Source organism: Klebsiella sp. SYXHC3 (genome assembly GCF_057196925.1).
Genome location: NZ_JBXUNG010000012.1, coordinates 100,514 through 127,016 on the forward strand (window position 1 = coordinate 100,514; position 26,503 = coordinate 127,016).

A 26,503-nucleotide genomic window follows, 5' to 3' on the forward strand; every position below is an offset into this window, starting at 1 on the left:
GCGAGAGGCGCCGCGCTGATTTTGTCACCGGCATATGGTACAAAGTACCATTCCCAATACATAACCTAATACATAACCTGATACCCGGAATGGCCTACTCGATCGATATCATCTCCTGCATCACCGACCGCTTCATGGCGCTGACCGCGACCGAAAAGCGCATTGCGCAGTTTATTCTCGACGACGTCGCCGCCGCGGCGGAAATGCCGATTGCCGAACTGGCGCGCCTGACCGACACCAGCCAGGCATCGGTGACGCGCTTTGCGCGTGCGCTGGGCTGCAAAGACGTGCGCGAACTGAAAATGAAGCTCGCCCAGTCGCTGGCCATTGGTCAGCGCTTTATTCTCGATGTGCCGGATCTGGAAGGCGTACAGGGAATTTATGAATCGATCATCAGCGTACTGGAAACCAACCGCCGGGCGCTGGATCTTGCGGCGCTGAAACGCGCGGTGGAATGGATTAGCGGCGCCCGCCAGGTGCTTGCGCTGGGTATGGGCGGCGGCTCGACCATCTGCGCGCAGGAGATCCAGTATCGCCTGTTCCGCCTCGGGTTGCCGGTAGTCAGCCAGAGCGACGGCCTATTGGTACGCATGATGAGTTCGGCGGTGACGGCGAAAGATGTGGTGATTGTGCTGTCGCTCGGCGGCTATACCAAAGAGATGATCGAAAGCGCCGCTATCGCCCGGCAATACGGGGCGAAAATTGTCGCTATTACCCCGCCGGAAACGCCGCTGGCGGCGCAGGCCGATATAGTCCTGCCGCTGCTGGTGAGCGAAAACGACTATATCTTTAAGCCCAGCGCTTCACGCTATGCGATGCTGGCGATGGTGGATGTGCTGGCCACCGAGCTGGCGATGGCCAATAAACCGCAGGCGAAAGACCGCCTGCGCCGCATTAAGCTGGCGCTCGACGACCACCGCGACGGCGTCGACCGACTGCCGCTCGGTGATTAATCGCCGCAGGCGGCGATAAAGCGTTGCGCCTGTTGACGGGTACGCGCCAACGGCTGCCCGGCGCGGTAGAGATCGCTGCCTAGCCCTGCCCCCGCGCAGCCAGCCTGACGCCAGCTGTGCAGGTTTTCCGGCGTCACGCCACCGACCGCCAGCACCGGCACCTCCGGCGGTAACACCGCTTTCAGCGCGCGGATATAGTCCGGGCCGAATGCCGATGACGGAAAGATTTTCAGCCATTGCGCCCCGGCATCCAGCGCGCTAAACGCCTCGGAGGCCGTCGCGCAGCCGGCGCACACCAACATCCCCTTATCTACCGCGCGGCGGATCACCGCCGGGGCCGTATTGGGCGTCACTATAAGTTTCGCCCCGGCTTCAGCCAGAAAATCAACCTGTTCAACCTTCAGCACCGTCCCCGCACCAATCACCGCCCGCTCGCCAAACTGGCGCACCATCGCCGGAATACTTTGCTGCCAGTCCGGCGAGTTAAGCGGAATTTCAATATAGCGAAAACCCGCCTCGATAAGTGCGGCGATATGCTCCGCCGCCTCACCAGGCTGAATACCGCGTAAAATCGCCACCAGTTTAACCTTGTCCATCAATCATCCTCGCTATACCCGAAAGAAACGCCGCCTCGCCGGAACAACAGGAAACGGCTAACCCACGCGCCGCCATCGCCTGCTGATAACGGGCACTGAGCGAGTGCTCACCAACCAGCACCACGCGGCTGGCGCGGTAGCGTTCGCTAAAGGTCGCCACCTCCGCGCCAATCAACAGCCCGGAGAGATAATCGCTCACCGAAGCCGCCGCCAGCGCCCCTAACACCCGCGCGGCGCGAGCGCTGAATAACCCGTCCAGCAGCGCCGGCTGAGTTAGCCCTTTTTCCATACCGAGAGCGAAAGCGGCGTCATCGGGTTGTTGTACCGGCAGTTGCTGGCCGAGCAACGAATGGTTAAGCAGCAGGTGATGCAGTTCGCCGGTCATCGCCGTGGCGAACTGGCGCACCACGCCGTTTTGCACCTGCACCCATTTGCAGTGGGTGCCGGGCATCACGTAACACTCCGCGGGCATCAGTTGCCAGGCGCCCAGCAACTGCGTTTCTTCACCGCGCATCACATCGTACTCTGCGGCCTGCGCCACTTTCAGCCCCGGCACGATCCACACGTTTTCCGCCACCTCATGTAACTGACCGTTGAGCGCCTCCAGCGCCAGCGGGCAGGCCAGATAAGGCACCGGTTGCCAGCCGGCATCACTGCCGATCATGCCCGCCATCACCACCGGCAGCGCGGGGTCGCCGCGCCACGGCGCCAGCTGCTGCTGAAATACCGCTTCGGCGCGCTGCCCGTTCAGGCGCGTGACGCCGCAGGGCAGCTTCAGCTGGTCGATGCATTCGCCATCACGCATCCGCCATGCCCGCAGCTGCGTAGAGCCCCAATCGACGGCAATATACTCGTTCATGATTGCCCCTTACCCGCGTGAGGTATGACGTTTGCCAATCGGCAGCGGCGGCGGCGTTGGGCGGCTTTCACGCTCGCGGGTAATCATCTCCAGCGCCTGCTCGCGGCTCATGCTGCTGGCCGGGGTCAGTAACGTCACCACCACCGAAGCCACCAGGCTCGTCAGTACCGCCGGAATACACGGGTTGCCCCAGAAAGCCAACCAGTCGCTATCTACCAGCACCGCAACCGATGCCCCGGCGCCGCCGGCCAGCGCGGCGACCGCGCCCTGCCAGTTAAAACGTTTCCAGAAGCGGCCAAGCATGGTGCAGATAAACATGCCGGACATAATCATCGAGATCATTTTGGTGATATAGCTGATGATGTCGTTGGAGGTCAGCGCAAACAGCAGCGCCAGCGCAATCACCAGAACCAGGAAGATCCGCGACAGGCGAATCGCTTTCTCCGGCGCGGGCATATGGCCGGTCACCAGGGTGTAGAGGTCGCGCAGCATAATGGACACCGCGGCGATGGCATCAGAGCTACCGGAAGACATATTGGCCGACATCCCGGCAATCAGGATCGCCATCGCCAGCACCGGCGGCAGCACCTGAGTGGCAAACAAGAAAGCGAAGCCGCTGTTTTCCAGCTGCGGGTTCATGGTCCATACCGCCATACCGATGATCGCCGGCAGGAAAGAGAAGCCCAGATACAGCAGGCCGGTAATGGTAAAGGACTGGCGCACCGAGGAGACGGTCTTCGCCGAGTAAATACGCTGGCGATAAGAAGGCGTCGCCAGCACGCCGACGCCGATCACCATCGCCAATGATAGCGCCGGCAACACGCCTAATTTATCGACCGCGAACAGGCTTTGCGCCGCCGGATCGACGGCCTGCTGAATATGGCTCCAGCCGCCAACGTGATGAACCGCCAGCACCGCCATTAAAATAAAGCCGACGAACAGCACGATCGATTGAATGGTATCGATCCACACCACCGCGGAATAGCCGCCGATACCGACATAAACCACAAAAGCCAGCGCGATAATAATTTTCGCGACATTAATATCAATGCCGCTGGCCCACGCCAGATATAATCCGCCGCCTAATATATGCGCTCCCAGCCAGCCGATAGAGGCAATAAAAATAAGTATCGCGACGAGGTTTTTAATAATTTTACTGCCGCCGGTGTAATACGACATTTCTTCACTCATGGTCATGAAGCGAAGTTTACGTACCGGTGCGAATAACCATGCCACCAGCAGGATCCCCACCGCGCCGCCAAGGCCGTAAAGCATCCCGGCCCAGCCGTTGCTGTAGCCAAAGCCGACGGCGCCGACGCTGGAGCCGGTCCCCACCATGGTGCCGACCGTCGAACCGAGAGTGAGGATCATCGGCAGCGAACGACCGCCAAGTAAAAAGTCTTCGCCGGTTTTCTGTTTGCGCGAAACGTACCAACCTAAGGTAATCATCGCGCAGGCATAAACGGAAAACCAAATCATAAATGACATATTATTCATGGCTCACATCCAGACGTAATAAATAATATTCGTGCCGCTGAATATTATGAGTTAACAGGAACCATGCCTGAAAAAAGGCATAGCGAACCCAGTGGCACCGATTTATTTATTCACTCTGGTGCCGATATCACATTTTTTTGATGATCCCTCCCGGAAAGGGAGGGAATTATTTTTTTGCCGTCAGGCGTTATTGTCGCGCAGCGTTAAAACAGGTCACATCCACTTCTACTTTACAATCCACCACCAGGTCCGCCACGCAACAAATGCGCGCTGGCGGATTATCGCCAAAGAACTCGCGAAAAACCTTATTGAACGACTGAAAATAGCGCGCGTCGGTGAGGATCACCTTCACGTGTACCACGTCCGCCAGGCCGTAACCGGCTTCGCTCATGATGTCGACGCAGTTCTGGATCGCCAGCCGCGATTGTTCGACGATGCCGCCTTCTACGACTTCGCCATTTTTCATCGGCGTCTGCCCGGAGACATATAGCCAGCCGCCCGCTTCCACCGCGCGGGCGAACGGCAGATGCTGACCGCCGGTTCCGGTACCGCCTTCCACGCCATAACGTTTGATACTCATACTCAACTCCTTAGTCCATCCGACGGCGCAGGAAACGCCCTGCCCGCCCGGTAATTTTCTTATCACTGCCGTAGCTCATCACGCCGTTGACCATCACCGCCTCAATGCCGTCCGCCGGGCGTTTCGGGTCGGAGAAACTGGCGACATCGCGCACCGTCTGCGGGTCAAACAGCACCAGGTCGGCGAAGTAGCCAATTTTCACCAGCCCGCGATCCGCCAGCTGGAAGCGCGCCGCCGACAGCCCGGTCATCTTGTGTACCGCGGTAGTCAGCGGGAATAGCTGCTCGTCGCGGCTATAGTGACCAAGTACCCGCGGGAAGGCGCCCCACAGGCGCGGATGCGGCATCGGATCGTTCGGCAGCCCGTCAGAGCCAATCATGGTGACCGGATAGCGCATCACCCGCCGTACGTCCTGTTCATCCATGTTGTAGTAGATAGCGCCCGCCGGCATCAGCCGCGCCGCGGCCTCGTGCAGGCTCACCTGCCACTCATCGGCGATCTGCTGCAGCGTTTTCCCCGCCTGCTCCGGCTGCGCTTCGGACCAGGTGATCACGATATCAAACTCATCGGTCACCTGTTTCATATCCAGCGTCGACGAGCTGGCGGAGTAGGGATAACAGTCGCAGGCGATATCCTGCTGCTGGCGCATCTCATCGAAAAACGCCAGCGTCTCTTTGGTACGCCCCCAGTTTTTCGCCCCGGCGCACTTGTGGTGCGAAACCACCACCGGCACGTTGCCGTGACGGCCGATACGGAAGGCTTCGTCCAGCGCCTCAAGAATCGGCTCGAACTCTGAACGTAAATGGGTGGTATAGACCCCCTTCCCGGCGGCTAGCTCTTCCGCCAACGCCATCACCTCTTCGGTGGTCGACTGGAAGGCGCTGGCATAGGCCAGCCCGGTACTGAGCCCTAATGCCCCCTGGCGCAGCGCATCGCGTAGCTGTACGCGCATGCCGGCGATTTCCGTCTCGTTCGCCGGACGAAACAGATCGTCCATATGGTTATTGCGCAGCGCGGTGTGACCGATTAACGTGCCGACATTCAGCGACGGCCGCGCCGCTTCAACCGCATGGGCATAAGCCTCCACGGTGGGATAGATAAAGTGCTGTTGCTCGCCGAGGAGATTCATCGGGTCCGGCACTTCGCCGCGCATGGTGGCGGTCGCCGCGCTAATCCCGCAGTTGCCGACGATCACCGTCGTCACCCCCTGGCTGAGCTTCGGCAAGTACTCCGGCATACGGATAACGTTGATATCATCATGGGTATGCACATCAATAAAGCCCGGCGCCAGTACCCGCCCCTGGCCATCAATCACCTGCTCCGCCGCGACGTCCAGCGCCGGGGCGATAGCCATTATTCGGTCGCCCTTCACCGCCACATCAGCACGGTATTGCGGCCCGCCGCTCCCGTCGATCACCGTGACGTTTTTGAAAAGCCAGTCAACTTTCATAGCAATTACTCCCTTTCGACATGCCGACAAGTTAACCATTTACAAGCGCAAAAAACAGTGGAAAACTACGCAAAACCCAGATCGTTTTGTGATACTTTTATTCAAAACGAATAACATTTTTATATTAAAAATATATTTATCAAATAGTTATAAATGATACCCAGCGACTAACCGATTATAAACTCTGAAAGGATAGTGTTATGAAATACCATTCAGCACCGCTCATCCCGCACAAATCCGCCCTCATGTCCGCGCCGGCTAATCTGCTGGCGGAAGAGGTCTGTCTACCCGCCGCGCTGCTAAAAAAGTCGGCGCTGGAAAATAATATTTCATGGATGCAGCGTTACGCCGACGCCCGCGGGGTGTCGCTGGCGCCGCATGGCAAAACGACAATGACGCCATGGATATTTCAGGCGCAGCAGCGAGCGGGAGCGTGGGGGATCGGCGTGGGCAGCGCCTGGCAGGCCAGCGCGGCGATGGCCAGCGGCATCCAACGCGTCCTGATGGTCAATCAGCTGGTCGGCAAGGCCAATATGCAGGTGGTCGCGCAGCTAAAAGCCCACTATCGGGCAGTGGATTTTATCTGCTGCGTCGATAGCGAGGCCAACGTGCGCACCCTCTCCGCTTTCTTCACCGCCCAGGGACAAACGCTGGATGTGCTGATTGAACTTGGCGTGCCGGGCGGGCGCTGCGGCTGTCGTAGCGTTGATGACGCGCTGGCGCTGGCGCAGCGGGTAAGCGATCTGCCGGGGTTACGGCTACGCGGACTGGAATTGTATGAAGGAGTGCTGCACGGCGACGATCCACAACCGCAGGTGGAAGCGTTATTACAACAGGCCGCGGCGCTTGCCTGCCGCATGGAGTCGCTGGTTGACGGCGAATTTATTCTCACCGGCGCGGGCACCGTCTGGTATGACGTGGTGTGCAACATCTGGCTGGCGGCGGCAAAACCGCGCCGCTGCCGTATCGTCATCCGCCCTGGCTGTTATATCACCCACGATCGCGGGATCTACGATCTCGCACAACAAGAGCTGATCGCCCGCGATCCGATTGCCTGCGATCTCGCCGGCGATCTTACATCAGCGCTGGAGCTGATGGCGATGGTGCAATCGGTGCCTGAGGCGGATCGCGCGGTGGTAAACTTCGGCAAGCGCGACTGCGCCTTCGACGCCGGGCTGCCGCAGCCGATCGCCCATTATCGTAACGGCCAGCAGTTAGCGCTGCGCGCGGAGTCGATCGTCAGTATCGGCATCATGGATCAGCACTGCATGCTGCGCCTGGCGCCGGGCAGCGATGTGCAGGTCGGCGATATTCTGCTGTTCGGCACTTCGCACCCCTGTCTGACCTTTGATAAGTGGAAGACGTTGCTGCTGGTCGATGACGACTACAACGTGCTGGACGAGCTCGACACGCTGTTTTGACAGGCATCCCGGGGGACGGCGCTTCGCGCCTTACTCGGGCTACGCTCCGTGCGACCTGCCGTTAATTTCTTCACCACGCTGGCTGACACTACTGGTGCTGGTGATTTCAAAATCCCCCGGTGGCGCTGCCGCTTACCGGGGCTACAGCGCTTTGCGATTTGGTAGCCCGGAGAAGGCGCAACGCGCCGCGTCCGGGAAAACCCCTTAAAAGTTGCAAACCGATAACAGTGTCTACATAACGCCGCACAACAAACCGGCTATAGCCGCGTCAGGGCTTCGCGCATCCCAACGGTCAGAATCACCTCCAGATACTGTGTAACCTGTTCGGTCAGTCCGGGAATCGCCAGCAGATCTTCCCCCCAGTGCGCTTCATCCTGCAAAACCTCCACAACGAGTTCATGCAGTGGGTGACCGTTCGCCACCTGCGCCCATCCTTTGGCAAAGCGGGTTAACCAGACTTCATCATCCTGTAGCGGATACATCTGTCTCTCACGCTGGCCGCGATAGAAGGCGATAAGCGCCGCCAGAGCGAACGTTAGCCGCGGCGGAATCACGCCATGCTGGCGAATATTCGTCAGCAACTGCGGCAGGATCCGGGTACGGAATTTGGTCATCCCATTCAGGGCGATAGACAGCAACTGATGGCGGATATACGGATTAAGAAAGCGCCCGGTGACCGCATCCGCAAACTGCCGTAACTGGTCGACAGGTAAATCAAGCGCAGGAATAATCTCTTCGCTGATGGTTTGCTGCACATAATGGCGAATGACTTCGTCCTGCATCGCTTCACCAACGGTATCCACGCCGCACAACCACGCCACGGGGACCAGCGCAGTGTGCGCGCCATTGAGAATGGCGACTTTGCGCTCTTTATAAGGCCGAATATCGTCGACGATACGTATATTAAGCGGGCAACGATCGAGCCGCAGTTTCTTCGCCAGCGTTTGCGGCCCCTGGATAACGAACAACCAGAAGTACTCGGCAGTATCAAGAAACGCATCGTGATACCCCAGCTCCGCTTCCAGCTTTTTCGCCTCATCGCGCGGGAAGCCCGTCACGATGCGATCGACTAGCGTGGAACAGAAGGTATTGGCTGTTTTAACCCAATCGCTAAATGCCGCGGGCAGCCGCCACTCTTCGGCATAACGCAGCACCAGTGCCTTCAGCGCCTCGCCGTTATAGTCAATCAGCTCGCAGGGAATAATCGTCCAGCCTTTATCCGCTGCGCCATCAAAATAGCGGAACCGTTCGAGTAGGAGCTGAGCCAGCTTCGCCGGAAAGCTCACCGGCGGCATATCATCGGGCCGGTCTCCGGCATGATAGCTAATGCCTGCTTCGGTAGTATTCGAAAACACAAACTCAATATCCGGATTACGGGCCAGCGCGAGATAAGCGGCAAAATCCTGCCAGGGATTGATCTCATTATTCACACAACGGACGATCCTCGTTTCGCTCACCGCCTCGCCGCTCTCATCCAGCCCGCGAATCACCGTGGTATAGAGCCCGTCCTGAGTATTTAACGGCGGCGGGAACTCGGTGTTGATCGGGCGAATAATGGTCACGCCTGCCGCCAGATCGGTTTTCTCATTTAACAAATCTAGCTGCCAGTCAATAAACGCCCGCAGGAAATTGCCCTCACCAAACTGAAGCACGCGCGTCGGGTGCTGCGGCCCGGGAAAATCTTTTCTGTTTAACGATTTCATAGCTTTTCCTGCTAAAAATGAATGACGCCTTTGATAAGCTGGCGATTGTTAATGACTTCGCTTTCGTAGATTTCAGCCAATGATCTGAAATCGTAACGGTGGGTCAGCATCATCCTGGCAGTCACTTTTCCCTCGGCCATCAGCCGCCCAACTTTGGCAAAATCCTCTTCCGTCGCGTTGCGGCTACCCATCATGGTCGTCTCTTTCTTATGAAACTCTGGATCCGGGAACTGCAGCTCGCCTTTAAACAGGCCGACAAAAACAATGCTGCCGCCGTGGCGAATTAAATTTACGGTGTTATTCATGGCCTGCTGATTCCCCGTCGCGTCGATCACTTTCTGCGCCAGAGAGCCGCCAAACGTTTCACACAACTGGTCGGTAAACTGCGGATCGGAGGGGTCGAGAGTGGTCAGGCCAAGATGCTGCGCCACATGATCGCGTCGAGCCGGGCTGGTATCAGCCACCACCACTTGCGCCCCATCAGCTTTAGCAATTGCCGTCGCCCCCAGTCCAATCGGTCCTGCGCCAACTACCAGCACCTGATCTGCTGGCTGAATAGCCGCGCGCCGCACCGCGTGGGCGCTAATGGCGAACGGCTCAATCAGCGCTACGGCCTCAGGGTCAACATCATCCACCACCAGCAGATTTTTTACCGGAACGCTGAGATATTCGCTAAATCCGCCATCGCGATGTACGCCAATCACGGAAATCCTCTCGCAGCAGTTTGTCCGCCCACTCAGACAGGCCGGACACTGACGACACGCCACGTAAGGAATGACGGCAACCTGCTGACCGCTTTTCAGGTTATGAATATTTTTACCCAGGCCAATTATCTCACCGCATATTTCATGACCGAGTACACGCGGGTAGCTAAAAAAGGGTTGATTACCGCCCCATGCATGAATATCCGTTCCACAAATCCCCACCGCTTTTATTTTAATAAGAACTTCATCGTCGTCAGGAATAGGGATCTGACGTATTTCCCAGGTCAGATTTTTTGGTTCCTGACACACTAAAGTATTCATCGACGTCATAATTATTGCCTCCGTATTGGTTGGCTTAGATATCGATGAAAAATACAATTCAGGATAAAGTCATTGCGAAAACTGTGAAACTCCGCGCACAAAACTGTTTTAAATCCGGTTTTAATATTCAAAAAGGAAGAGAAATACACTATGAGCCGTTCACAAAACCTTCGCCATAACGTGATTAACCAGGTCATTAACGATATGGCGCGCGGCTTTATTCCCTCGCCGCTGCCCTCGCAAAGCGCGCTGGCAGAGATGTACAACATCAGCCGCACCACCGTGCGCCACATTCTCGGCCACTTATGCGAACGCGGTGTACTGAGTCGGGTCAATCAGGATTACCAGATCCTCCGTTTGCCCGAAGTGCGGGACGGCTTCGATGGTTCCAGCGCCTCACTGGCTGAACAGAACCGTATCTTCGAGCAGGCATTTTTTACTATGATCAACCAGCGCCAACTGCGCGCCGGAGAAAAGTTTTCCGAGCTACAGCTGGCGCGTGCCGCGGGCGTCAGCCCGGTGGTGGTCAGAGAGTTTTTATTGAAATTCAGCCGCTATAACCTGATTGAAAGTGAGAAGCGCGGCCAGTGGAACATGAAAAAGTTTGAGCAATCCTGGGCGGAACAGCTGTTCGAACTACGGGAGATGCTGGAAACCCATGCGCTCCAGCACTTTCTCAACCTGCCGGACAACGACGCCCGCTGGCTGCAGGCGAAAACCCTGCTCGAGCGCCATCGCGCCCTAAGAGACAGCATCGGCGACAGTTTTCGTATGTTCTCGCAGCTTGATCGTGATTTTCATACGTTATTACTTTCCGCTGCCGATAATATATTTTTTAATCAATCACTTGAGATTATTTCCGTTATCTTCCACTTTCACTATCAGTGGGATGAAAGCGATCTTAAACAACGCAATATCATCGCCATTGACGAACATATGACCATTCTGAGCGCGCTTATCTGCCGTAGCGACCTGGACGCCAACCTGGCGCTGCGTAACCACCTGAACTCCGCGAAGCAATCAATGATTAATTCCCTTAAGCAGAATGAGTCTCCGCTTTATTAAGTACCGATTAAAAACAGAAAATGACAATCAGAAGCACAAATCTAAAAACGTAATCCGCCAGGCCCCAAAAAGGTTATTTATGCTGAAAACAAGTCGACTTACTTTACTGTGAAAAATGTGGGTGGTGTTTAAACCATTCGATGTCACTTGTCGTTCAAATAGAATAGCCAGGAGTCAGGCGTGGAACAAAGAAATATAACCATCGACCCGCAGACAACCTTTGAAAAAGGGAAAGCGGAGACGATTTCAGTTCCGTTAGATAATACATTACAACGTAGTACTCGGATTAAAAAAATTCAGACAACGGCAATGATTCTGCTATTTCTGGCAGCAGTCATTAACTACCTCGATAGAAGCTCCTTATCCGTCGCTAATTTAACCATCCGTGAAGAGTTAGGGCTCAGCGCCACCGAAATCGGCGCACTGCTGTCTGTTTTCTCTCTGGCCTACGGTATCGCGCAGCTTCCCTGTGGGCCGCTGCTGGATCGCAAAGGTCCACGCATCATGCTGGGGCTTGGCATGTTTTTCTGGTCGCTGTTTCAGGCGGTCTCGGGAATGGTTCACAATTTTACCCAGTTCGTACTGGTGCGTATCGGCATGGGGATCGGCGAAGCGCCGATGAATCCTTGCGGTGTAAAGGTGATCAACGACTGGTTTAATATTAAAGAGCGCGGACGTCCGATGGGTTTTTTTAACGCCGCCTCAACCATTGGCGTCGCCATCAGCCCACCGATTTTGGCCGCGATGATGCTAATGATGGGCTGGCGCGGGATGTTTATCACTATCGGCGTGCTGGGGATTTTCGTTGCTATCGGCTGGTATATGCTCTATCGCAACCGGGAGGATATCGATCTCACTGCCGAAGAGCAGGCCTACCTTAACGCCGGAAGCGTCAACGTTCGTCGTGACCCGCTAAGCTTTGCCGAATGGCGCAGCCTGTTCAAAAACAAGACCATGTGGGGAATGATGCTCGGCTTCAGCGGCATCAACTATACCGCGTGGCTGTATCTGGCCTGGCTGCCGGGCTATCTGCAAACAGCGTATAACCTCGATCTGAAAAGCACCGGTTTTATGGCCGCCATCCCGTTTCTGTTCGGTGCCGCCGGGATGCTCATCAACGGCTACGTCACCGACTGGCTGGTCAAAGGGGGTATGGCGCCAATTAAAAGCCGCAAAATTTGCATTATTGCCGGAATGTTCTGCTCCGCCGCGTTTACGCTCGTGGTACCACAGGCCACAACATCAATAGCTGCGGTGCTATTAATCGGTATGGCGCTGTTCTGCATCCACTTTGCCGGCACTTCCTGCTGGGGGTTAATCCACGTTGCAGTGGCATCAAGGATGACCGCTTCCGTCGGCAGCATCCAGAACTTCGCCAGCTTTATCTGCGCGTCCTTCGCACCGGTGGTGACCGGATTTATCGTCGATACCACCCACTCATTCCAGCTGGCGCTGATTATCTGTGGTTGCGTGACCGCCCTCGGCGCGCTGGCCTACGTTTTCTTGGTTCGCCAGCCGATTAGCGATCCGCGTAACAGCTAAACCTTATAGCCCTGCCGATGGCAGGGCATGAACCCCCCCATCTCCAGCCGCTTTAAAGCCAATGGCACACCAGCCCGGACATTGTTCTTCCTCTGGAATTTCTTATGACTCCTCTTCCCCCGCGCCATTACCCAGCGCAATAAACTCCTCCAGCAGCGTGGTCAACTGACGCATCTTCTCCGCCGTAAACTGCGCTTCTATCTGCCGGTAGGCCTCTTCCACCTGCGCCTGGGCGCTCTCATACAGCGCCAGCCCGGCGGGCGTCAGCGACAGGTAGAGCTTGCGCTGATCGTTGACCGGTTTTAAACGCAACACTAAACCGTCGCGCTCCATGCGCGTCAGAATCCCGGTCAGGCTGGGGCGCAAAATGCAGGCGCGCCAGGCCAGGTCGTGGAAATCCATCGATGGGTTTTCCGCAAGGATACGCACAATACGCCACTGCTGTTCGGTCAGATTGTGGCGTTTGACGATCGGCCGGAAATGGGCCATCGCCGCTTCCCGCGCCTGCAGCAGCGCAATGGTTAATGAATCATGCATGGTATCCCCTCAACAACGCTCACCAAAACTTATTAACAATTTAATAATTAGCCATAATCCTGCCATGTACAACCGGTTTCTGCACCTGAAAAGTACCAGCCGTCATTAAAAATAAATATATCTATATGATAAATAATAAATAAATGAAAAATATGTAAATATTGTGTTAATCCGATCACAAAACATTCACTTCTATTTGCCAAACCGGCGCGCAAAGAATAAAAGATGATCATTAACATATTAATGAAATTCCTTCGAATCGATAATCAGTACCAGAGGAGTGGTGAATGAAAGGTACCATCTTCGCCGTTGCGCTCAATCATCGCAGCCAGCTCGACGCCTGGCGCGAAGCGTTTCAACAGGCCCCCTACAAGACGCCGCCGAAAACCGCGGTCTGGTTCATCAAACCCCGCAATACCGTGATTGGCGATGGCGAAGCCATTCCCCATCCGCAGGACGAGACCGTACAAAGCGGTGCGACGGTGGCGCTGATTGTCGGCAAAACCGCGCGTAAAGTGGCGGCGGAAGAGGCGGCGCACTATATCGCCGGCTACGCGCTGGCTAACGACGTTAGCCTGCCGGAAGAGAGTTTTTATCGCCCGGCGATCAAGGCCAAATGCCGCGATGGCTTTTGCCCCATCGGCGCGCTGTCGGCGGTGCGCAACGTCGATAACCTGACCATCATCACCGAAATCAACGGCCGCGAGGCGGATAGCTGGCATACCGGCGATCTGCAGCGTAACGCCGCGCAGCTGCTGAGCGCCTTAAGCGAGTTCGCCACCCTCAATCCCGGCGACGCGATCCTTATCGGCACGCCCCACTCCCGCGTCACGCTGCGCCCCGGCGACCGCGTACGTATTCTCGCCGACGGTTTCCCGGCGCTCGAAAACCCGGTTGTCGCAGAAGGAGAGCTGGCATGAAACAGGCACGTATTGAATGGCAGGGACAGGTACGCGACGTGCTGGTCGATGAACGTGACCAGGTTCGCCTGCCCGATGGCACGGTATTGAAAGAAGGCGAATTCCGCTGGCTGCCGCCCGCCGACGGCACGCTGTTCGCGCTGGGGCTGAATTACGCCGACCACGCCAGCGAGCTGGAGTTTAAACCGCCAACCGAGCCTTTGGTGTTCATCAAAGCGCCAAACACCTTTATTGGCCACCAGCAGCAGTCGGTACGCCCGGATAACGTCGAATACATGCACTACGAAGCCGAACTGGTGGTGGTGATCGGGAAAACCGCGCGCCGCGTCAGCGAAGCCGAGGCCATGGATTATGTCGCTGGCTATACCGTGTGCAACGACTACGCGATCCGCGACTATCTGGAAAACTACTACCGCCCGAACCTGCGGGTGAAAAGCCGCGACACCCTGACGCCGATCGGCCCGTGGATCGTCGCCAAAGAGGCGATCCCGGATCCGCATAATCTGGCCCTGCGTACCTGGGTCAACGGCGAACTGCGCCAGCAGGGCACCACCGCCGATCTGATCTTCAGCATCCCGTTCCTCATCGCTTATTTAAGCGAATTTATGACCCTGCAACCGGGCGACATGATCGCCACCGGCACGCCGAAAGGGCTATCCGATGTGGTGCCGGGCGACGAGGTGATCGTTGAAGTTGAGGGCGTGGGCCGCCTGGTCAACCATATCATCAGCCAGCAAGCGTATGAGGAGACACTGTCATGAAAAAGATTAACCATTGGATCAACGGTAAAAACGTTGCCGGCGCAGACTATTTTCATACCACCAACCCGGCCACCGGCGAGGTACTGGCTGAAGTCGCCTCCGGCGGCGAAGCCGAAATCAACCAGGCGGTAGCGGCGGCGAAAGAGGCCTTCCCGAAGTGGGCTAACCTGCCGATGAAAGAGCGCGCGCGCCTGATGCGCCGCCTGGGGGATCTGATCGATCAGAACGTCCCGGAGATCGCGGCGATGGAAACCGCCGATACCGGCCTGCCTATCCACCAGACCAAAAACGTGCTGATCCCGCGGGCGTCGCATAACTTCGAATTTTTCGCCGAAGTGTGCCAACAGATGAACGGCAAGACCTATCCGGTCGATGACAAGATGCTCAACTACACCCTCGTGCAGCCGGTTGGCGTCTGCGCGCTGGTGTCGCCGTGGAACGTGCCGTTTATGACCGCCACCTGGAAGGTGGCGCCGTGCCTGGCGCTGGGGAATACCGCGGTGCTGAAAATGTCCGAGCTGTCGCCGCTGACCGCCGATCGTCTGGGCGAGCTGGCGCTGGAGGCCGGGATCCCGGCTGGCGTGCTCAACGTGGTGCAGGGCTATGGCGCCACCGCTGGCGACGCGCTGGTACGCCATCATGATGTGCGCGCCGTCTCCTTCACCGGCGGCACCGCCACCGGGCGCAACATCATGAAAAACGCCGGCCTGAAAAAGTACTCCATGGAGCTTGGCGGAAAATCGCCGGTGCTGATTTTTGAAGACGCCGATATCGAGCGCGCGCTCGACGCCGCGCTGTTCACCATTTTCTCGATCAACGGCGAACGCTGCACCGCCGGTTCGCGCATTTTCATTCAGCAGAGTATTTATCCGGAGTTCGTCAAACGCTTCGCCGAGCGCGCCAACCGCCTGCGCGTGGGCGATCCGACCGATCCGAATACCCAGGTCGGCGCGCTGATTAGCAAGCAGCACTGGGAGAAAGTGTCCGGCTACATTCGCCTCGGCATTGAAGAGGGCGCCACCCTGCTGGCCGGCGGCGCGGATAAACCGTCCGACCTGCCGGCGCATCTGAAATCCGGCAACTTCCTGCGCCCGACGGTGCTGGCGGATGTCGACAACCGCATGCGCGTCGCCCAGGAAGAGATTTTTGGCCCGGTCGCCTGCCTGCTGCCGTTCAAAGACGAAGCGGAAGGGCTGCGCCTGGCGAACGATGTGGAATACGGCCTGGCGTCGTATATCTGGACCCAGGACGTCAGCAAAGTGCTGCGCCTGGCACGCGGTATTGAAGCCGGGATGGTGTTCGTCAACACCCAGAACGTGCGCGACCTGCGCCAGCCGTTCGGCGGCGTGAAGGCCTCCGGCACCGGCCGCGAAGGCGGCGAATACAGCTTTGAAGTATTCGCCGAAATGAAAAACGTCTGCATCTCGATGGGCGACCATCCGATCCCGAAATGGGGAGTCTGATATGGGTAAGTTAGCGTTAGCAGCAAAAATCACTCACGTGCCGTCGATGTATCTGTCTGAGCTGCCGGGGAAAAACCACGGCTGCCGTCAGGGCGCGATCGACGGGCATAAAGAAATTGGCAAGCGCTGCCGTGAAATGGGCGTTGATACCATCATCGTGTTCGATACCCACTGGCTGGTCAACAGCGCCTACCACATCAACTGTGCCGACCATTTTCAGGGCGTCTACACCAGTAACGAACTGCCGCATTTTATTCGCGACATGACCTACGACTACGACGGCAACCCGGAGCTGGGCCACCTGATTGCCGACGAGGCCGTCAAGCTTGGCGTACGCGCCAAAGCGCACAATATTCCGAGCCTGAAGCTGGAGTACGGCACCCTGGTGCCGATGCGCTACATGAATAGCGATAAGCATTTCAAAGTGGTGTCCATTTCCGCCTTCTGTACCGTTCACGATTTTGCCGACAGCCGCAAGCTGGGCGAGGCCATCCTCAAGGCCATCGACAAATATGACGGCACCGTAGCGGTGCTGGCCAGCGGTTCGCTGTCGCATCGCTTTATCGACGACCAGCGCGCCGAAGAGGGGATGAACAGCTATACCCGCGAGTTTGATCATCAGATGGATGAGCGCGTGGTGAAACTGTGGCGCGAGGGCAAATTCAAAGAGTTCTGCACCATGCTGCCGGAGTACGCCGACTACTGCTACGGCGAAGGCAACATGCACGACACGGTGATGCTGCTCGGCCTGCTGGGTTGGGATAAATACGACGGCAAGGTGGAGTTTATCACCGAGCTATTCGCCAGTTCCGGTACCGGCCAGGTTAACGCCGTGTTCCCGCTGCCGGCGCAGGCGTAAGGAGGCCGTATGCCGCATTTTATCGCCGAGTGTAGCGACAATATCCGCGAACAGGCCGATTTACCGGGGCTGTTCGCTAAAGTCAACGAGGCGCTGGCCGCCACCGGTATCTTTCCGATTGGCGGCATTCGTAGCCGCGCCCACTGGCTCGATACCTGGCAGATGGCCGACGGCAAGCATGATTACGCCTTCGTGCATATGACCCTGAAGATCGGCGCCGGGCGCAGCCTTGAGAGCCGCCAGGAGGTGGGCGAAATGCTTTTCGCGCTGATCAAAGCCCACTTTGCCGCGCTGATGGAGAGCCGCTATCTGGCGCTGTCGTTCGCCATGGAAGAACTCGACCCGACGCTGAACTACAAACAGAACAACGTGCACGCGTTATTTAAATAATACATCGAGGCTCAAGCAGGTAGCCCGGCCGAGCAACGCGACGCCGGGGTTTGCTCCGGGCCACCCCGGGGTCGGCGTAAACGCCTCGCCCGGGCTACTCGATTGTGCACATTTCCGGTAATGCCACAGGAATCACTATGCTCGATAAACAGACCCGTACCCTGATTGCCCAGCGGCTGAACCAGGCCGAAAAACAGCGTGAACAGATCCGCGCGATCTCGCTGGATTATCCGTCGATCACCATTGAGGACGCCTACGCCGTCCAGCGCGAGTGGGTCGAGATGAAGATCGCCGAAGGCCGCGTGCTCAAAGGCCACAAGATCGGCCTGACCTCTAAAGCGATGCAGGCCAGTTCGCAGATCAGCGAGCCGGACTACGGCGCGCTGCTCGACGATATGTTCTTTCACGACGGCAGCGATATTCCCACCGACCGCTTTATCGTGCCGCGTATCGAAGTCGAGCTGGCCTTCGTGCTGGCCAAACCGCTGCGCGGCCCGAACTGCACGCTGTTTGATGTCTACAACGCCACCGACTACGTTATCCCGGCGCTGGAGCTTATCGACGCGCGTTGCCACAACATCGACCCGGAAACCCAGCGTCCGCGCAAAGTGTTCGACACTATCTCCGATAACGCCGCCAACGCCGGGGTGATCCTCGGCGGCCGGCCGATTAAACCGGACGAGCTCGACCTGCGCTGGATCTCCGCCCTGCTGTATCGCAACGGCGTGATTGAAGAGACCGGCGTCGCCGCGGGCGTACTCAATCATCCGGCCAACGGCGTGGCGTGGCTGGCCAACAAACTGGCGCCATACGATGTCCAGCTCGAAGCCGGGCAGATTATCCTCGGCGGCTCCTTCACCCGCCCGGTCCCGGCGCGCAAGGGCGATACCTTCCACGTCGACTACGGCAACATGGGCGCCATCAGCTGCCGCTTTGTTTGAGGAGAGCAACATGAACAACGCATTTAAAGAGGCGCTCAAGGCCGGGCGTCCGCAAATCGGCCTGTGGCTTGGGCTGTGCAGCAGCTACAGCGCCGAACTGCTGGCCGGCGCGGGCTTCGACTGGCTGCTGATCGACGGCGAACACGCGCCCAACAATGTACAAACGGTGCTGACCCAGCTTCAGGCCATTGCGCCCTACCCCAGCCAGCCGGTGGTGCGTCCGTCGTGGAACGATCCGGTACAAATTAAACAACTGCTGGACGTCGGCGCGCAAACCCTGCTGGTGCCGATGGTGCAGAACGCCGAAGAAGCGCGGCTGGCGGTCAGAGCCACCCGCTACCCGCCTGCCGGCATTCGCGGCGTCGGCAGCGCGCTTGCCCGCGCCTCGCGCTGGAATCGTGTCCCGGACTATATCCATCAGGCCAATGACGCCATGTGCGTACTGGTACAGATTGAGACCCGCGAAGCGCTGAAAAATCTGCCGCAGATCCTCGATGTCGAAGGGGTGGATGGCGTGTTTATCGGCCCGGCGGATCTCAGCGCTGATATGGGCCACGGCGGCAACCCACAACACCCGGAAGTGCAGGCCGCCATTGAAGATGCCATCCAGCAAATCCGCCAGGCCGGAAAGGCGCCGGGGATCCTGATGGCCAATGAACAGCTGGCGAAACGCTATCTCGAACTGGGCGCGCTGTTCGTCGCCGTCGGCGTCGATACCACCCTGCTGGCCCGCGGCGCAGAAGCGCTGGCGGCCCGTTTTACCCACACCGCAACCACCACAACCGATAACAATAAATCCGTCTATTGAACGGATAATGTGGAGCGCAACATGACTACCTCTACCCTGCAACACAATGATAATAAAGCCGTTGAAGTAGAAAACCGGGTGATCAAAAAGCTGTTCCGCCGCCTGATCACCTTCCTGTTTGTTCTCTTTGTTTTCTCATTTTTGGATCGCATTAATATCGGCTTCGCCGGCCTGACGATGGGTAAAGATCTCGGCCTGACCTCCACCATGTTCGGCCTGGCGGCGACGCTGTTCTACGTCACCTACGTGCTGTGCGGGATCCCCAGCAATATCATGCTGGCGAAAGTTGGCGCGCGCCGCTGGATCGCCGGGATCATGGTGGTCTGGGGGATCGCCTCGACCTGCACCATGTTCGCCACCAGCCCGCATACGCTGTACATCCTGCGGATGCTGGTCGGCATCGCCGAGGCCGGTTTTCTGCCGGGGATCCTCGTCTATCTGACCTGGTGGTTCCCGGCCTACCATCGCGCCCGCGCCAACGCCCTGTTTATGATCGCCATGCCGGTGACCATGATGCTCGGCTCGATACTTTCCGGCTATATCCTGGCGCTCGACGGCCTGTGGAACCTGAAAGGCTGGCAGTGGCTATTTCTGCTGGAAGGCCTGCCGTCGGTGGTGCTCGGCGTCGTCACCTGGTTCTTCCTCAACGACACGCCGGATAAAGCCAACTGGCTGGATAACGAAGAGAAACAGGCGCTGAAGACGATGATCGATCGCGAACGGGAACATGCGGCGATCGTCCCGGCTTCGCCGCGTTCCACGCTGCGCGAAGTACTGACGCCAGCGGTGCTGATGTATACCCTCGCCTACTTCTGCCTGACCAATACCCTCAGCGCCATTAATATCTGGACGCCGCAGATCCTGCAGAGCTTCAACACCGGCAGTAGCAACATCATGATTGGCCTGCTGGCGGCGATCCCGCAGTTCTGCACCATTTTCGGCATGATCTGGTGGAGCCGCCGCTCCGACCGGCGCAAAGAGCGCAAGATGCATACCATCCTGCCCTACCTGTTCGCCGCGGCGGGTTGGCTGCTGGCTTCGGCAACGCACCACAGCCTGATCCAACTGATCGGCATTATTATGGCTTCGGTGGGATCCTTTACCGCGATGGCCATTTTCTGGACCACCCCGGATCGGGTGATCAGCCTGCAATCGCGCGCGGTGGCGCTGGCGGTGATCAACGCCATCGGCAACGTCGGCTCTGCCGTCAGCCCGCTGTTGATCGGCATTTTGCGCGATACCACCGGCAGCTTTAGCTCCGGGCTGTGGTTTGTCGCCGGGCTGCTGATCGTCGGCGCGCTGGTGCTCACCCGCATTCCGATGAGCCAGCGCGAGGACGCCGCCGCCGCGCCGGGCTTAGCGGCGCAAAAAGGCCACTAAGGAGCGGGTATGTGCCAGCATTCAATCGCCAACATCGACATCAATAAAGATTACGACGAGAGTCTGGGCACCGAAGAGGTGCACTATCAGTCGTTTGCCCGCATGGCGGCCTTTTTTGGCCGCGACATGCAGGCGCATCGCCACGACCGCTATTTTCAGATGCACTTTCTTGATACCGGACAGATTGAGCTGCAGCTTGATGACCACCGCTATTCTGTGCAGGCGCCGCTGTTTGTGATAACACCGCCCTCGGTACCGCACGCCTTTATTACCGAGTCCGATAGCGATGGTCACGTGTTGACGGTGCACGAAGAACTCATCTGGCCGCTGCTGGAGGTGCTTTATCCCGGTACGCGGGAGACCTTCGGTCTGCCGGGGATCTGCCTGTCGCTGGCGGATAAACCCGACGAGCTGGCGGCGCTGGCGCACTACTGGCAGCTGATTCGCCGTGAATCCACCGCTCAGTTACCGGGGCGCGAGCATACCCTGGCGCTGCTGGCGCAGGCGGTATTTACCCTGCTGCTGCGCAACGCCAGGCTCGACGATCATGCCGCCAGCGGCATGCGCGGCGAGCTGAAATTATTCCAGCGCTTTAACCAGATGATCGACAGCCACTTCCATCAACACTGGACGGTACCGGATTACGCCAGCGAGCTGCATCTGACCGAATCGCGGTTGACCGATATCTGCCGCCGCTTCGCCAACCGCCCGCCGAAGCGGCTGATATTCGACCGCCAGCTACGCGAGGCGAAGCGGCTGCTGCTGTTTTCCGATAGCGCGGTCAATGAGATAGCCTGGCAGTTGGGGTTTAAAGATCCCGCTTATTTTGCGCGCTTTTTTAGCCGCCAGGTCGGCTGCTCGCCAAGCAGTTACCGGGCGCAAAAAGTACCGGTATCGTAATACCCCGGCGGCGCTGCGCTTGCCGGGGCTACGGTCCATAGGGCCTGTCAGCGCCGCGCCGCCCGCCAAAAGCTGCAGAGATCACAAAATTCACTCCCGCCTGAAAAGTACCCGCCGTTGTCGCAAACGTCCCTTCACGACAAGCGCAATAACCGCTTCAATTAAACAACAAAAACAAAACATATATTTAACATCATTATTCCGATAAATACTGAAGAGGCCCCTATGAAACCTGAAGATTTCCGCGCCGACGCGAAACGCCCGTTAACTGGCGAAGAGTATTTAAAAAGCCTGCAGGATGGCCGCGAAATTTATATCTACGGCGAGCGCGTGAAGGATGTCACCACGCATCCGGCCTTCCGTAATGCCGCGGCTTCCGTCGCTCAGCTGTACGATGCGCTGCACAAACCGGAGATGCAGGATTCCCTGTGCTGGGGCACCGATACCGGCAGCGGCGGCTACACCCACAAATTCTTCCGCGTGGCGAAAAGCGCCGACGATCTGCGCCAGCAGCGCGACGCCATCGCCGAATGGTCGCGCTTAAGCTACGGCTGGATGGGCCGCACCCCGGACTACAAAGCCGCCTTCGGCTGCGCGCTGGGCGCCAACCCGGCGTTTTACGGCCAGTTCGAGCAGAACGCCCGCAACTGGTACACCCGCATTCAGGAAACCGGCCTGTACTTTAACCACGCTATCGTCAACCCGCCGATCGACCGCCACAAGCCGGCTGATGAAGTGAAGGATGTCTACATCAAGCTGGAAAAAGAGACCGATGCCGGGATCATCGTCAGCGGCGCGAAAGTGGTCGCCACCAACTCGGCGCTGACCCACTACAACATGATCGGCTTCGGCTCCGCACAGGTGATGGGCGAGAACCCGGACTTCGCGCTGATGTTCGTCGCGCCGATGGATGCCGAAGGCGTCAAGCTTATCTCCCGCGCCTCCTATGAGATGGTCGCCGGCGCGACCGGATCGCCGTACGACTATCCGCTTTCCAGCCGTTTCGACGAGAACGACGCGATTCTGGTAATGGATAAGGTGCTGATCCCATGGGAGAACGTACTGATTTATCGCGACTTTGACCGCTGCCGCCGCTGGACCATGGAAGGTGGTTTCGCCCGCATGTACCCGCTGCAGGCCTGCGTGCGCCTGGCGGTAAAACTCGACTTTATCACCGCCCTGCTGAAGCGTTCTCTGGAATGTACCGGCACCCTCGAATTCCGCGGCGTACAGGCCGACCTTGGCGAAGTGGTGGCGTGGCGCAACATGTTCTGGGCGTTAAGCGATTCCATGTGCTCGGAAGCGACGCCGTGGGTCAACGGCGCATGGCTGCCGGATCACGCCGCGCTGCAGACCTATCGCGTGATGGCGCCGATGGCCTACGCCAAGATCAAGAACATCATCGAGCGTAACGTCACCAGCGGCCTGATTTATCTGCCGTCCAGCGCCCGCGATCTGAACAACCCGCAGATCGATCAGTATCTGGCGAAGTACGTGCGCGGCTCCAACGGTATGGATCACGTTGAACGTATCAAGATCCTCAAACTGATGTGGGACGCCATCGGCAGCGAATTCGGCGGCCGCCATGAACTGTATGAGATCAACTACTCCGGTAGCCAGGATGAAATTCGCCTGCAGTGTCTGCGCCAGGCGCAGAGCTCCGGCAATATGGACAAAATGATGGCGATGGTTGACCGCTGCCTGTCCGAGTACGACCAGAACGGCTGGACGGTGCCGCATCTGCACAATAACGCTGATATCAACATGTTGGATAAGCTGCTGAAGTAATTCACAGCGGGAGGTCATAATGCAATTAGATGAACAACGCCTGCGTTTTCGCGATGCCATGGCCAGCCTGTCGGCTGCGGTTAACGTTGTCACCACCGCAGGTGAAGCCGGCCGCTGCGGCATTACCGCCACGGCGGTTTGCTCGGTGACGGATACGCCGCCATCGGTGATGGTTTGTATCAACGCCAACAGCGCGATGAACCCGGTATTTCAGGGCAACGGCAAGTTGTGCATCAACGTGCTGAACCACGAGCAGGAAATCATGGCCCGTCATTTCGCCGGGATGACCGGGGTGACGATGGAAGAGCGGTTTGCCCTCAGCGGCTGGCAGCAGGGCGCGCTCGGACAGCCGGTACTGAAGGGTTCGCTGGCCAGTCTCGAAGGCGAGATTAGCCAGGTGCAAACTATTGGTACCCACCTGGTGTATCTGGTGGAGATCCGCAATATTACCCTGAGCCCGCAAGGGCACGGCCTGATTTACTTTAAACGCCGTTTCCACCCGGTGATGATGGAAATGGAAGTCGCGGTGTAATGGCCTCGCCAGCCTCTCCCCGGATAACGGGGAGGGGCAATACAGATTCGCGTTAGCGTTCCTGCCGGGCAAACTGTGTCAGCGCCGCGCCGCCTGCGCGTTCAGCTTGCCCTGCGTCACCGCCGGCTGGTTCTGCTCTTTCTCCTTGTCACATAGCGGACTCATAATATTATGAACAAACTTCTTCTGAACGTGAACTAGAATCCTTCAACCTTAAAAAGGCGCGAAAGAATAATTCCGATACCTAGTACCCCTCCTCCCACACTCCCGATTTTTATGCCTTGTAGGATATCATTCCATGACAATTGAAATTCATCACCCAGAATCCATAGTACTGTAACAAAAAAAATTTTTGCCAATAGCCCAGTAATAATTACAGAGAACATACAGACAAAAAATATGCAAAAACTAGCGATCATTTTTCTTTTTAAAAGAAAGATTGAACTACTCATTTCTTAACCTTATTGATAATTTCTTGAGTTTCAACACTGCCGTATTCTGTGCGAAAGGAACCAGTTATGTTTCCTGTTGCTCCAGGAATTTTACTTGGCGATATTTCTTTCGATATTCCAATCAGCCCTTTTATTTCCGTATATTTTAATCTAACGGGATCAAATTTGGGGTCCCATCCACCAGTTATCCATTTACCGATTGTATTTGCAGTAGGCTTCACTACATAATGACCAACCCCATATCCTAATCCAGAGCCAACACTACTTGTTATAGCCCCAACCATGGGGTCATCTCCTTTAATATAACTTGATGTTGCTCCACCTGCCGCATTCCATCCCACAGTTCCTAACCAACCAGTTTTTGCGGTTGCTGCTCCAACCCAAGTCGCTATCAACGCATCTGTGTAATTCACTTCACGAGTCGTGGCATATTGTATTGCAGTATTGGCTCCGCCACTGATGGTTGCTGTTATCAGAGCCCCCTTTGGCAATATACCTAACCCAACAGTACCTGCCAGATGGGCTGATACTACTGCATTCCCTTTTGCCACATCTTCAGCAAGTTTTCCTTTACAGTCTGTATCGCAGTCTGGCGTCTGGCTGTGAATGATTTCCGCCACATACGGGCTCACTGCGCCACTCGCCGCCTGCGCAAGGTTGCCCCCCGCCAGACCCTGCATCGCCGCCGTTACCGCCTGCGCCACCTTCTGGTACTTTCCGCCCGTATCGTAGTTTATTATATGGATAGGATCGCGGCACTGGCGCCGGGATCTTTTTAAATAGCTATATTAGTGGATATTAAATCGATGTTTAATCCATAAACCAATGATTATTACCCCGCTAACAAACGAGCCAATTTTTATACTCAAAAACAAATAATTAATAACTGAAACATTAATAGTTCCTGTTTCGAAATAAAAAATAATTGGCTTAATAAAAAGTGCAAGAAATGAACTCAAGCTCATGATTATCATCAGAACAGTGAAAACAGTGAGCCAACGGTAAAAATCATTTTTCATTTTCAGTTCTCTTCCACAAATTATTAGTAGTTTTAGAGCCACCTTGTCCTGTTGCTTCTGTAATGATTGATGATATAGCGTTCCCAGATATTCCAGGTATCGGTGATAAAGGTAATGGTTTGCTTATTCCCATCTCCAAATTAACCCACTCGTAATTTTTCCATGCAGGATTAACCCATTTATCTAATGAAATTTTGGCAACTTTACCTATTCCATAACCGATACCCGAAGCGGCACCACTTATTACGCCACCTTTAAATGGATCATCACCGTTCAGATAGCTGGATGTTGCACCACCTGCCGCATTCCAGCCCACGGTTCCCCAGGCTCCCGTATTTGCAGTAAATGCTCCAACATACGTCGCAATGAGCACATCCGTTGGATTAACTTCTCCATTCATAAGATACTGGATACCAGCATTTGCCGTTCCACCTATCGCGCCAGTAATCTGCATTCCTCCCGGCAGATAGATTAGCCCCGCTGAAGCCAACGCACCTGCATAAGCTTTATTTTCAGCAATTCCTCGCTGGCAGGCTTCACCAGACGGGTTATCTGCGCATGAGAGAACATCTGCGCCATGCTCTCTGGCTTTCTCACCCTGGCTCCATTCGTTCCCGCCCATCAGGTTATTCTCCACCGCATTCTTCCCGGCCTGCGCCCCCGCCACCGCATCCGCGCTGCTGCCTCCGCTAAGCCCCCCCATCAGTCCCGCCGCCAGCGTACTCAGCGCGCTTATCGTCGACTTCTGCTCATCCGACAGTTCTTCTGTCTTAACATCCGGATAATATTCCGCCGCTATCCAGCGGCCCAGCAGCTCGCCGCTCACCGCGCCTGCCGCTCCCGCCAGCGCGCTGTTATTTCCCGATGCCGCCGCTATCGCTCCCCACACCGCGTGCGCCATCGCATTGGCTTCCACATTCACCTTACCCGTCGCGCTGTCCGTCGTCTGGCTGTGAATGATTTCCGCCACATACGGACTCACTGCCCCGCTCGCCGCCTGCGCCAGGTTGCCACCCGCCAGCCCCTGCATCGCCGCCGTTACCGCCTGCGCCACCTTCTGGT

At 56.9% G+C, this 26,503-nt stretch carries 27 protein-coding genes; 16 read left to right on the forward strand and 11 right to left on the reverse strand.

All coding sequences use genetic code 11. The features are described from left to right. The first annotated feature begins 89 nt into the window (after positions 1–89). Positions 90–953, forward strand: a complete 864-nt coding sequence (locus tag AC2CGP_RS21795; protein WP_045379739.1) for a MurR/RpiR family transcriptional regulator — start codon at positions 90–92, stop codon at positions 951–953. On the opposite strand, the gene AC2CGP_RS21800 is transcribed toward AC2CGP_RS21795, so the two are convergent. From AC2CGP_RS21800 to AC2CGP_RS21820, 5 genes are all read right to left on the reverse strand, one after another. Further along, positions 950–1,549 (reverse strand): 2-dehydro-3-deoxy-6-phosphogalactonate aldolase, encoded by a 600-nt coding sequence (locus AC2CGP_RS21800; RefSeq protein ID WP_045365382.1) that lies wholly within the window; start codon positions 1,547–1,549, stop codon positions 950–952. The genes AC2CGP_RS21795 and AC2CGP_RS21800 overlap by 4 nt on opposite strands. Next, positions 1,536–2,408: a 2-dehydro-3-deoxygalactonokinase gene (locus AC2CGP_RS21805; RefSeq protein WP_063402368.1), complete on the reverse strand. Its 873-nt coding sequence runs from the start codon at positions 2,406–2,408 to the stop codon at positions 1,536–1,538. Before AC2CGP_RS21805 ends, AC2CGP_RS21800 begins: the two co-directional genes overlap by 14 nt. A gap of 9 nt (positions 2,409–2,417) precedes the next feature. Further along, a complete protein-coding gene (locus tag AC2CGP_RS21810) occupies positions 2,418–3,905 on the reverse strand; it encodes a sodium:solute symporter family protein (RefSeq protein WP_015368414.1) in 1,488 nt (495 codons plus the stop codon). 187 nt (positions 3,906–4,092) lie between these two features. Beyond that, the gene (locus AC2CGP_RS21815; RefSeq protein WP_015368415.1) at positions 4,093–4,485 is read right to left on the reverse strand and encodes a RidA family protein; all 393 of its coding nucleotides are present in this window, start codon (positions 4,483–4,485) and stop codon (positions 4,093–4,095) included. Between the two features lie 10 nt (positions 4,486–4,495). Next, positions 4,496–5,935 carry an N-acyl-D-amino-acid deacylase family protein gene (locus AC2CGP_RS21820; protein ID WP_110916084.1) on the reverse strand — a complete coding sequence of 480 codons (1,440 nt, stop codon included), beginning with the start codon at positions 5,933–5,935 and terminating at the stop codon, positions 4,496–4,498. Here AC2CGP_RS21820 and AC2CGP_RS21825 point away from each other — a divergent pair. Beyond that, complete coding sequence (locus AC2CGP_RS21825) at positions 5,913–6,092, forward strand: hypothetical protein (RefSeq protein ID WP_032410742.1); 180 nt, start codon at positions 5,913–5,915, stop codon at positions 6,090–6,092. The genes AC2CGP_RS21820 and AC2CGP_RS21825 overlap by 23 nt on opposite strands. A 43-nt stretch (positions 6,093–6,135) precedes the next feature. Continuing rightward, positions 6,136–7,356 (forward strand): amino acid deaminase, encoded by a 1,221-nt coding sequence (locus AC2CGP_RS21830; RefSeq protein WP_038434870.1) that lies wholly within the window; start codon positions 6,136–6,138, stop codon positions 7,354–7,356. A gap of 257 nt (positions 7,357–7,613) precedes the next feature. On the opposite strand, the gene AC2CGP_RS21835 is transcribed toward AC2CGP_RS21830, so the two are convergent. Beyond that, the gene (locus AC2CGP_RS21835) at positions 7,614–9,059 is read right to left on the reverse strand and encodes a tagaturonate reductase (protein WP_213759906.1); all 1,446 of its coding nucleotides are present in this window, start codon (positions 9,057–9,059) and stop codon (positions 7,614–7,616) included. 11 nt (positions 9,060–9,070) lie between these two features. Continuing rightward, the gene (locus tag AC2CGP_RS21840) at positions 9,071–10,093 is read right to left on the reverse strand and encodes a zinc-binding alcohol dehydrogenase family protein (protein WP_213759905.1); all 1,023 of its coding nucleotides are present in this window, start codon (positions 10,091–10,093) and stop codon (positions 9,071–9,073) included. A 141-nt stretch (positions 10,094–10,234) separates the two neighbouring features. Between AC2CGP_RS21840 and AC2CGP_RS21845 the strand changes: the two genes are divergently transcribed. Both AC2CGP_RS21845 and AC2CGP_RS21850 read left to right on the forward strand, forming a co-directional pair. Further along, complete coding sequence (locus AC2CGP_RS21845) at positions 10,235–11,149, forward strand: GntR family transcriptional regulator (protein ID WP_045411676.1); 915 nt, start codon at positions 10,235–10,237, stop codon at positions 11,147–11,149. Positions 11,150–11,329: 180 nt separating this feature from the next. Next, positions 11,330–12,691, forward strand: a complete 1,362-nt coding sequence (locus AC2CGP_RS21850; RefSeq protein WP_045411674.1) for an MFS transporter — start codon at positions 11,330–11,332, stop codon at positions 12,689–12,691. A gap of 102 nt (positions 12,692–12,793) precedes the next feature. Here AC2CGP_RS21850 and hpaR read toward each other — a convergent pair whose 3' ends face one another. After that, positions 12,794–13,228 (reverse strand): homoprotocatechuate degradation operon regulator HpaR, encoded by a 435-nt coding sequence (gene hpaR / locus AC2CGP_RS21855; protein WP_045411671.1) that lies wholly within the window; start codon positions 13,226–13,228, stop codon positions 12,794–12,796. A 47-nt stretch (positions 13,229–13,275) separates the two neighbouring features. Further along, positions 13,276–13,467: a hypothetical protein gene (locus tag AC2CGP_RS21860; protein ID WP_047036825.1), complete on the reverse strand. Its 192-nt coding sequence runs from the start codon at positions 13,465–13,467 to the stop codon at positions 13,276–13,278. Positions 13,468–13,515: 48 nt separating this feature from the next. On the opposite strand from AC2CGP_RS21860, the gene AC2CGP_RS21865 reads away from it, so the two are divergent. The 11 genes from AC2CGP_RS21865 (at position 13,516) to AC2CGP_RS21915 (ending at position 23,970) form a co-directional block, all read left to right on the forward strand. Next, positions 13,516–14,148, forward strand: coding sequence for a fumarylacetoacetate hydrolase family protein (locus AC2CGP_RS21865; protein ID WP_047036823.1), 633 nt, complete (start codon positions 13,516–13,518; stop codon positions 14,146–14,148). Next, on the forward strand, positions 14,145–14,909 hold the full coding sequence (locus tag AC2CGP_RS21870; RefSeq protein WP_009485356.1) for a fumarylacetoacetate hydrolase family protein: 765 nt from the start codon (positions 14,145–14,147) through the stop codon (positions 14,907–14,909). Before AC2CGP_RS21865 ends, AC2CGP_RS21870 begins: the two co-directional genes overlap by 4 nt. Next, positions 14,906–16,372, forward strand: coding sequence for a 5-carboxymethyl-2-hydroxymuconate semialdehyde dehydrogenase (hpaE, locus tag AC2CGP_RS21875; RefSeq protein ID WP_009485357.1), 1,467 nt, complete (start codon positions 14,906–14,908; stop codon positions 16,370–16,372). The genes AC2CGP_RS21870 and hpaE overlap by 4 nt, the downstream gene beginning before the upstream one ends. 1 nt (position 16,373) lies before the next feature. Then, positions 16,374–17,231, forward strand: coding sequence for a 3,4-dihydroxyphenylacetate 2,3-dioxygenase (hpaD, locus tag AC2CGP_RS21880; RefSeq protein ID WP_009485358.1), 858 nt, complete (start codon positions 16,374–16,376; stop codon positions 17,229–17,231). A gap of 9 nt (positions 17,232–17,240) precedes the next feature. Continuing rightward, positions 17,241–17,621, forward strand: coding sequence for a 5-carboxymethyl-2-hydroxymuconate Delta-isomerase (locus tag AC2CGP_RS21885; RefSeq protein ID WP_015368431.1), 381 nt, complete (start codon positions 17,241–17,243; stop codon positions 17,619–17,621). Between the two features lie 137 nt (positions 17,622–17,758). Beyond that, positions 17,759–18,562: a 2-oxo-hept-4-ene-1,7-dioate hydratase gene (gene hpaH / locus AC2CGP_RS21890; RefSeq protein WP_002887487.1), complete on the forward strand. Its 804-nt coding sequence runs from the start codon at positions 17,759–17,761 to the stop codon at positions 18,560–18,562. A gap of 10 nt (positions 18,563–18,572) precedes the next feature. After that, positions 18,573–19,370, forward strand: a complete 798-nt coding sequence (hpaI, locus tag AC2CGP_RS21895) for a 4-hydroxy-2-oxoheptanedioate aldolase (protein ID WP_213759903.1) — start codon at positions 18,573–18,575, stop codon at positions 19,368–19,370. A gap of 21 nt (positions 19,371–19,391) precedes the next feature. Then, positions 19,392–20,750: a 4-hydroxyphenylacetate permease gene (gene hpaX / locus AC2CGP_RS21900; protein WP_008807576.1), complete on the forward strand. Its 1,359-nt coding sequence runs from the start codon at positions 19,392–19,394 to the stop codon at positions 20,748–20,750. Positions 20,751–20,759: 9 nt separating this feature from the next. Continuing rightward, a complete protein-coding gene (gene hpaA, locus AC2CGP_RS21905; RefSeq protein ID WP_015368434.1) occupies positions 20,760–21,650 on the forward strand; it encodes a 4-hydroxyphenylacetate catabolism regulatory protein HpaA in 891 nt (296 codons plus the stop codon). A 225-nt stretch (positions 21,651–21,875) separates the two neighbouring features. Next, positions 21,876–23,438 carry a 4-hydroxyphenylacetate 3-monooxygenase, oxygenase component gene (gene hpaB, locus AC2CGP_RS21910; protein WP_002887473.1) on the forward strand — a complete coding sequence of 521 codons (1,563 nt, stop codon included), beginning with the start codon at positions 21,876–21,878 and terminating at the stop codon, positions 23,436–23,438. Positions 23,439–23,457: 19 nt separating this feature from the next. Beyond that, a complete protein-coding gene (locus AC2CGP_RS21915) occupies positions 23,458–23,970 on the forward strand; it encodes a 4-hydroxyphenylacetate 3-monooxygenase reductase subunit (protein ID WP_002887467.1) in 513 nt (170 codons plus the stop codon). 448 nt (positions 23,971–24,418) lie between these two features. On the opposite strand, the gene AC2CGP_RS21920 is transcribed toward AC2CGP_RS21915, so the two are convergent. Further along, a complete protein-coding gene (locus AC2CGP_RS21920; RefSeq protein WP_227503938.1) occupies positions 24,419–25,126 on the reverse strand; it encodes a hypothetical protein in 708 nt (235 codons plus the stop codon). 304 nt (positions 25,127–25,430) lie between these two features. Then, positions 25,431–26,503, reverse strand: a 1,073-nt coding sequence (locus tag AC2CGP_RS21925) for a VENN motif pre-toxin domain-containing protein (RefSeq protein ID WP_484502454.1), incomplete at its 5' end; no start/stop codon positions are given.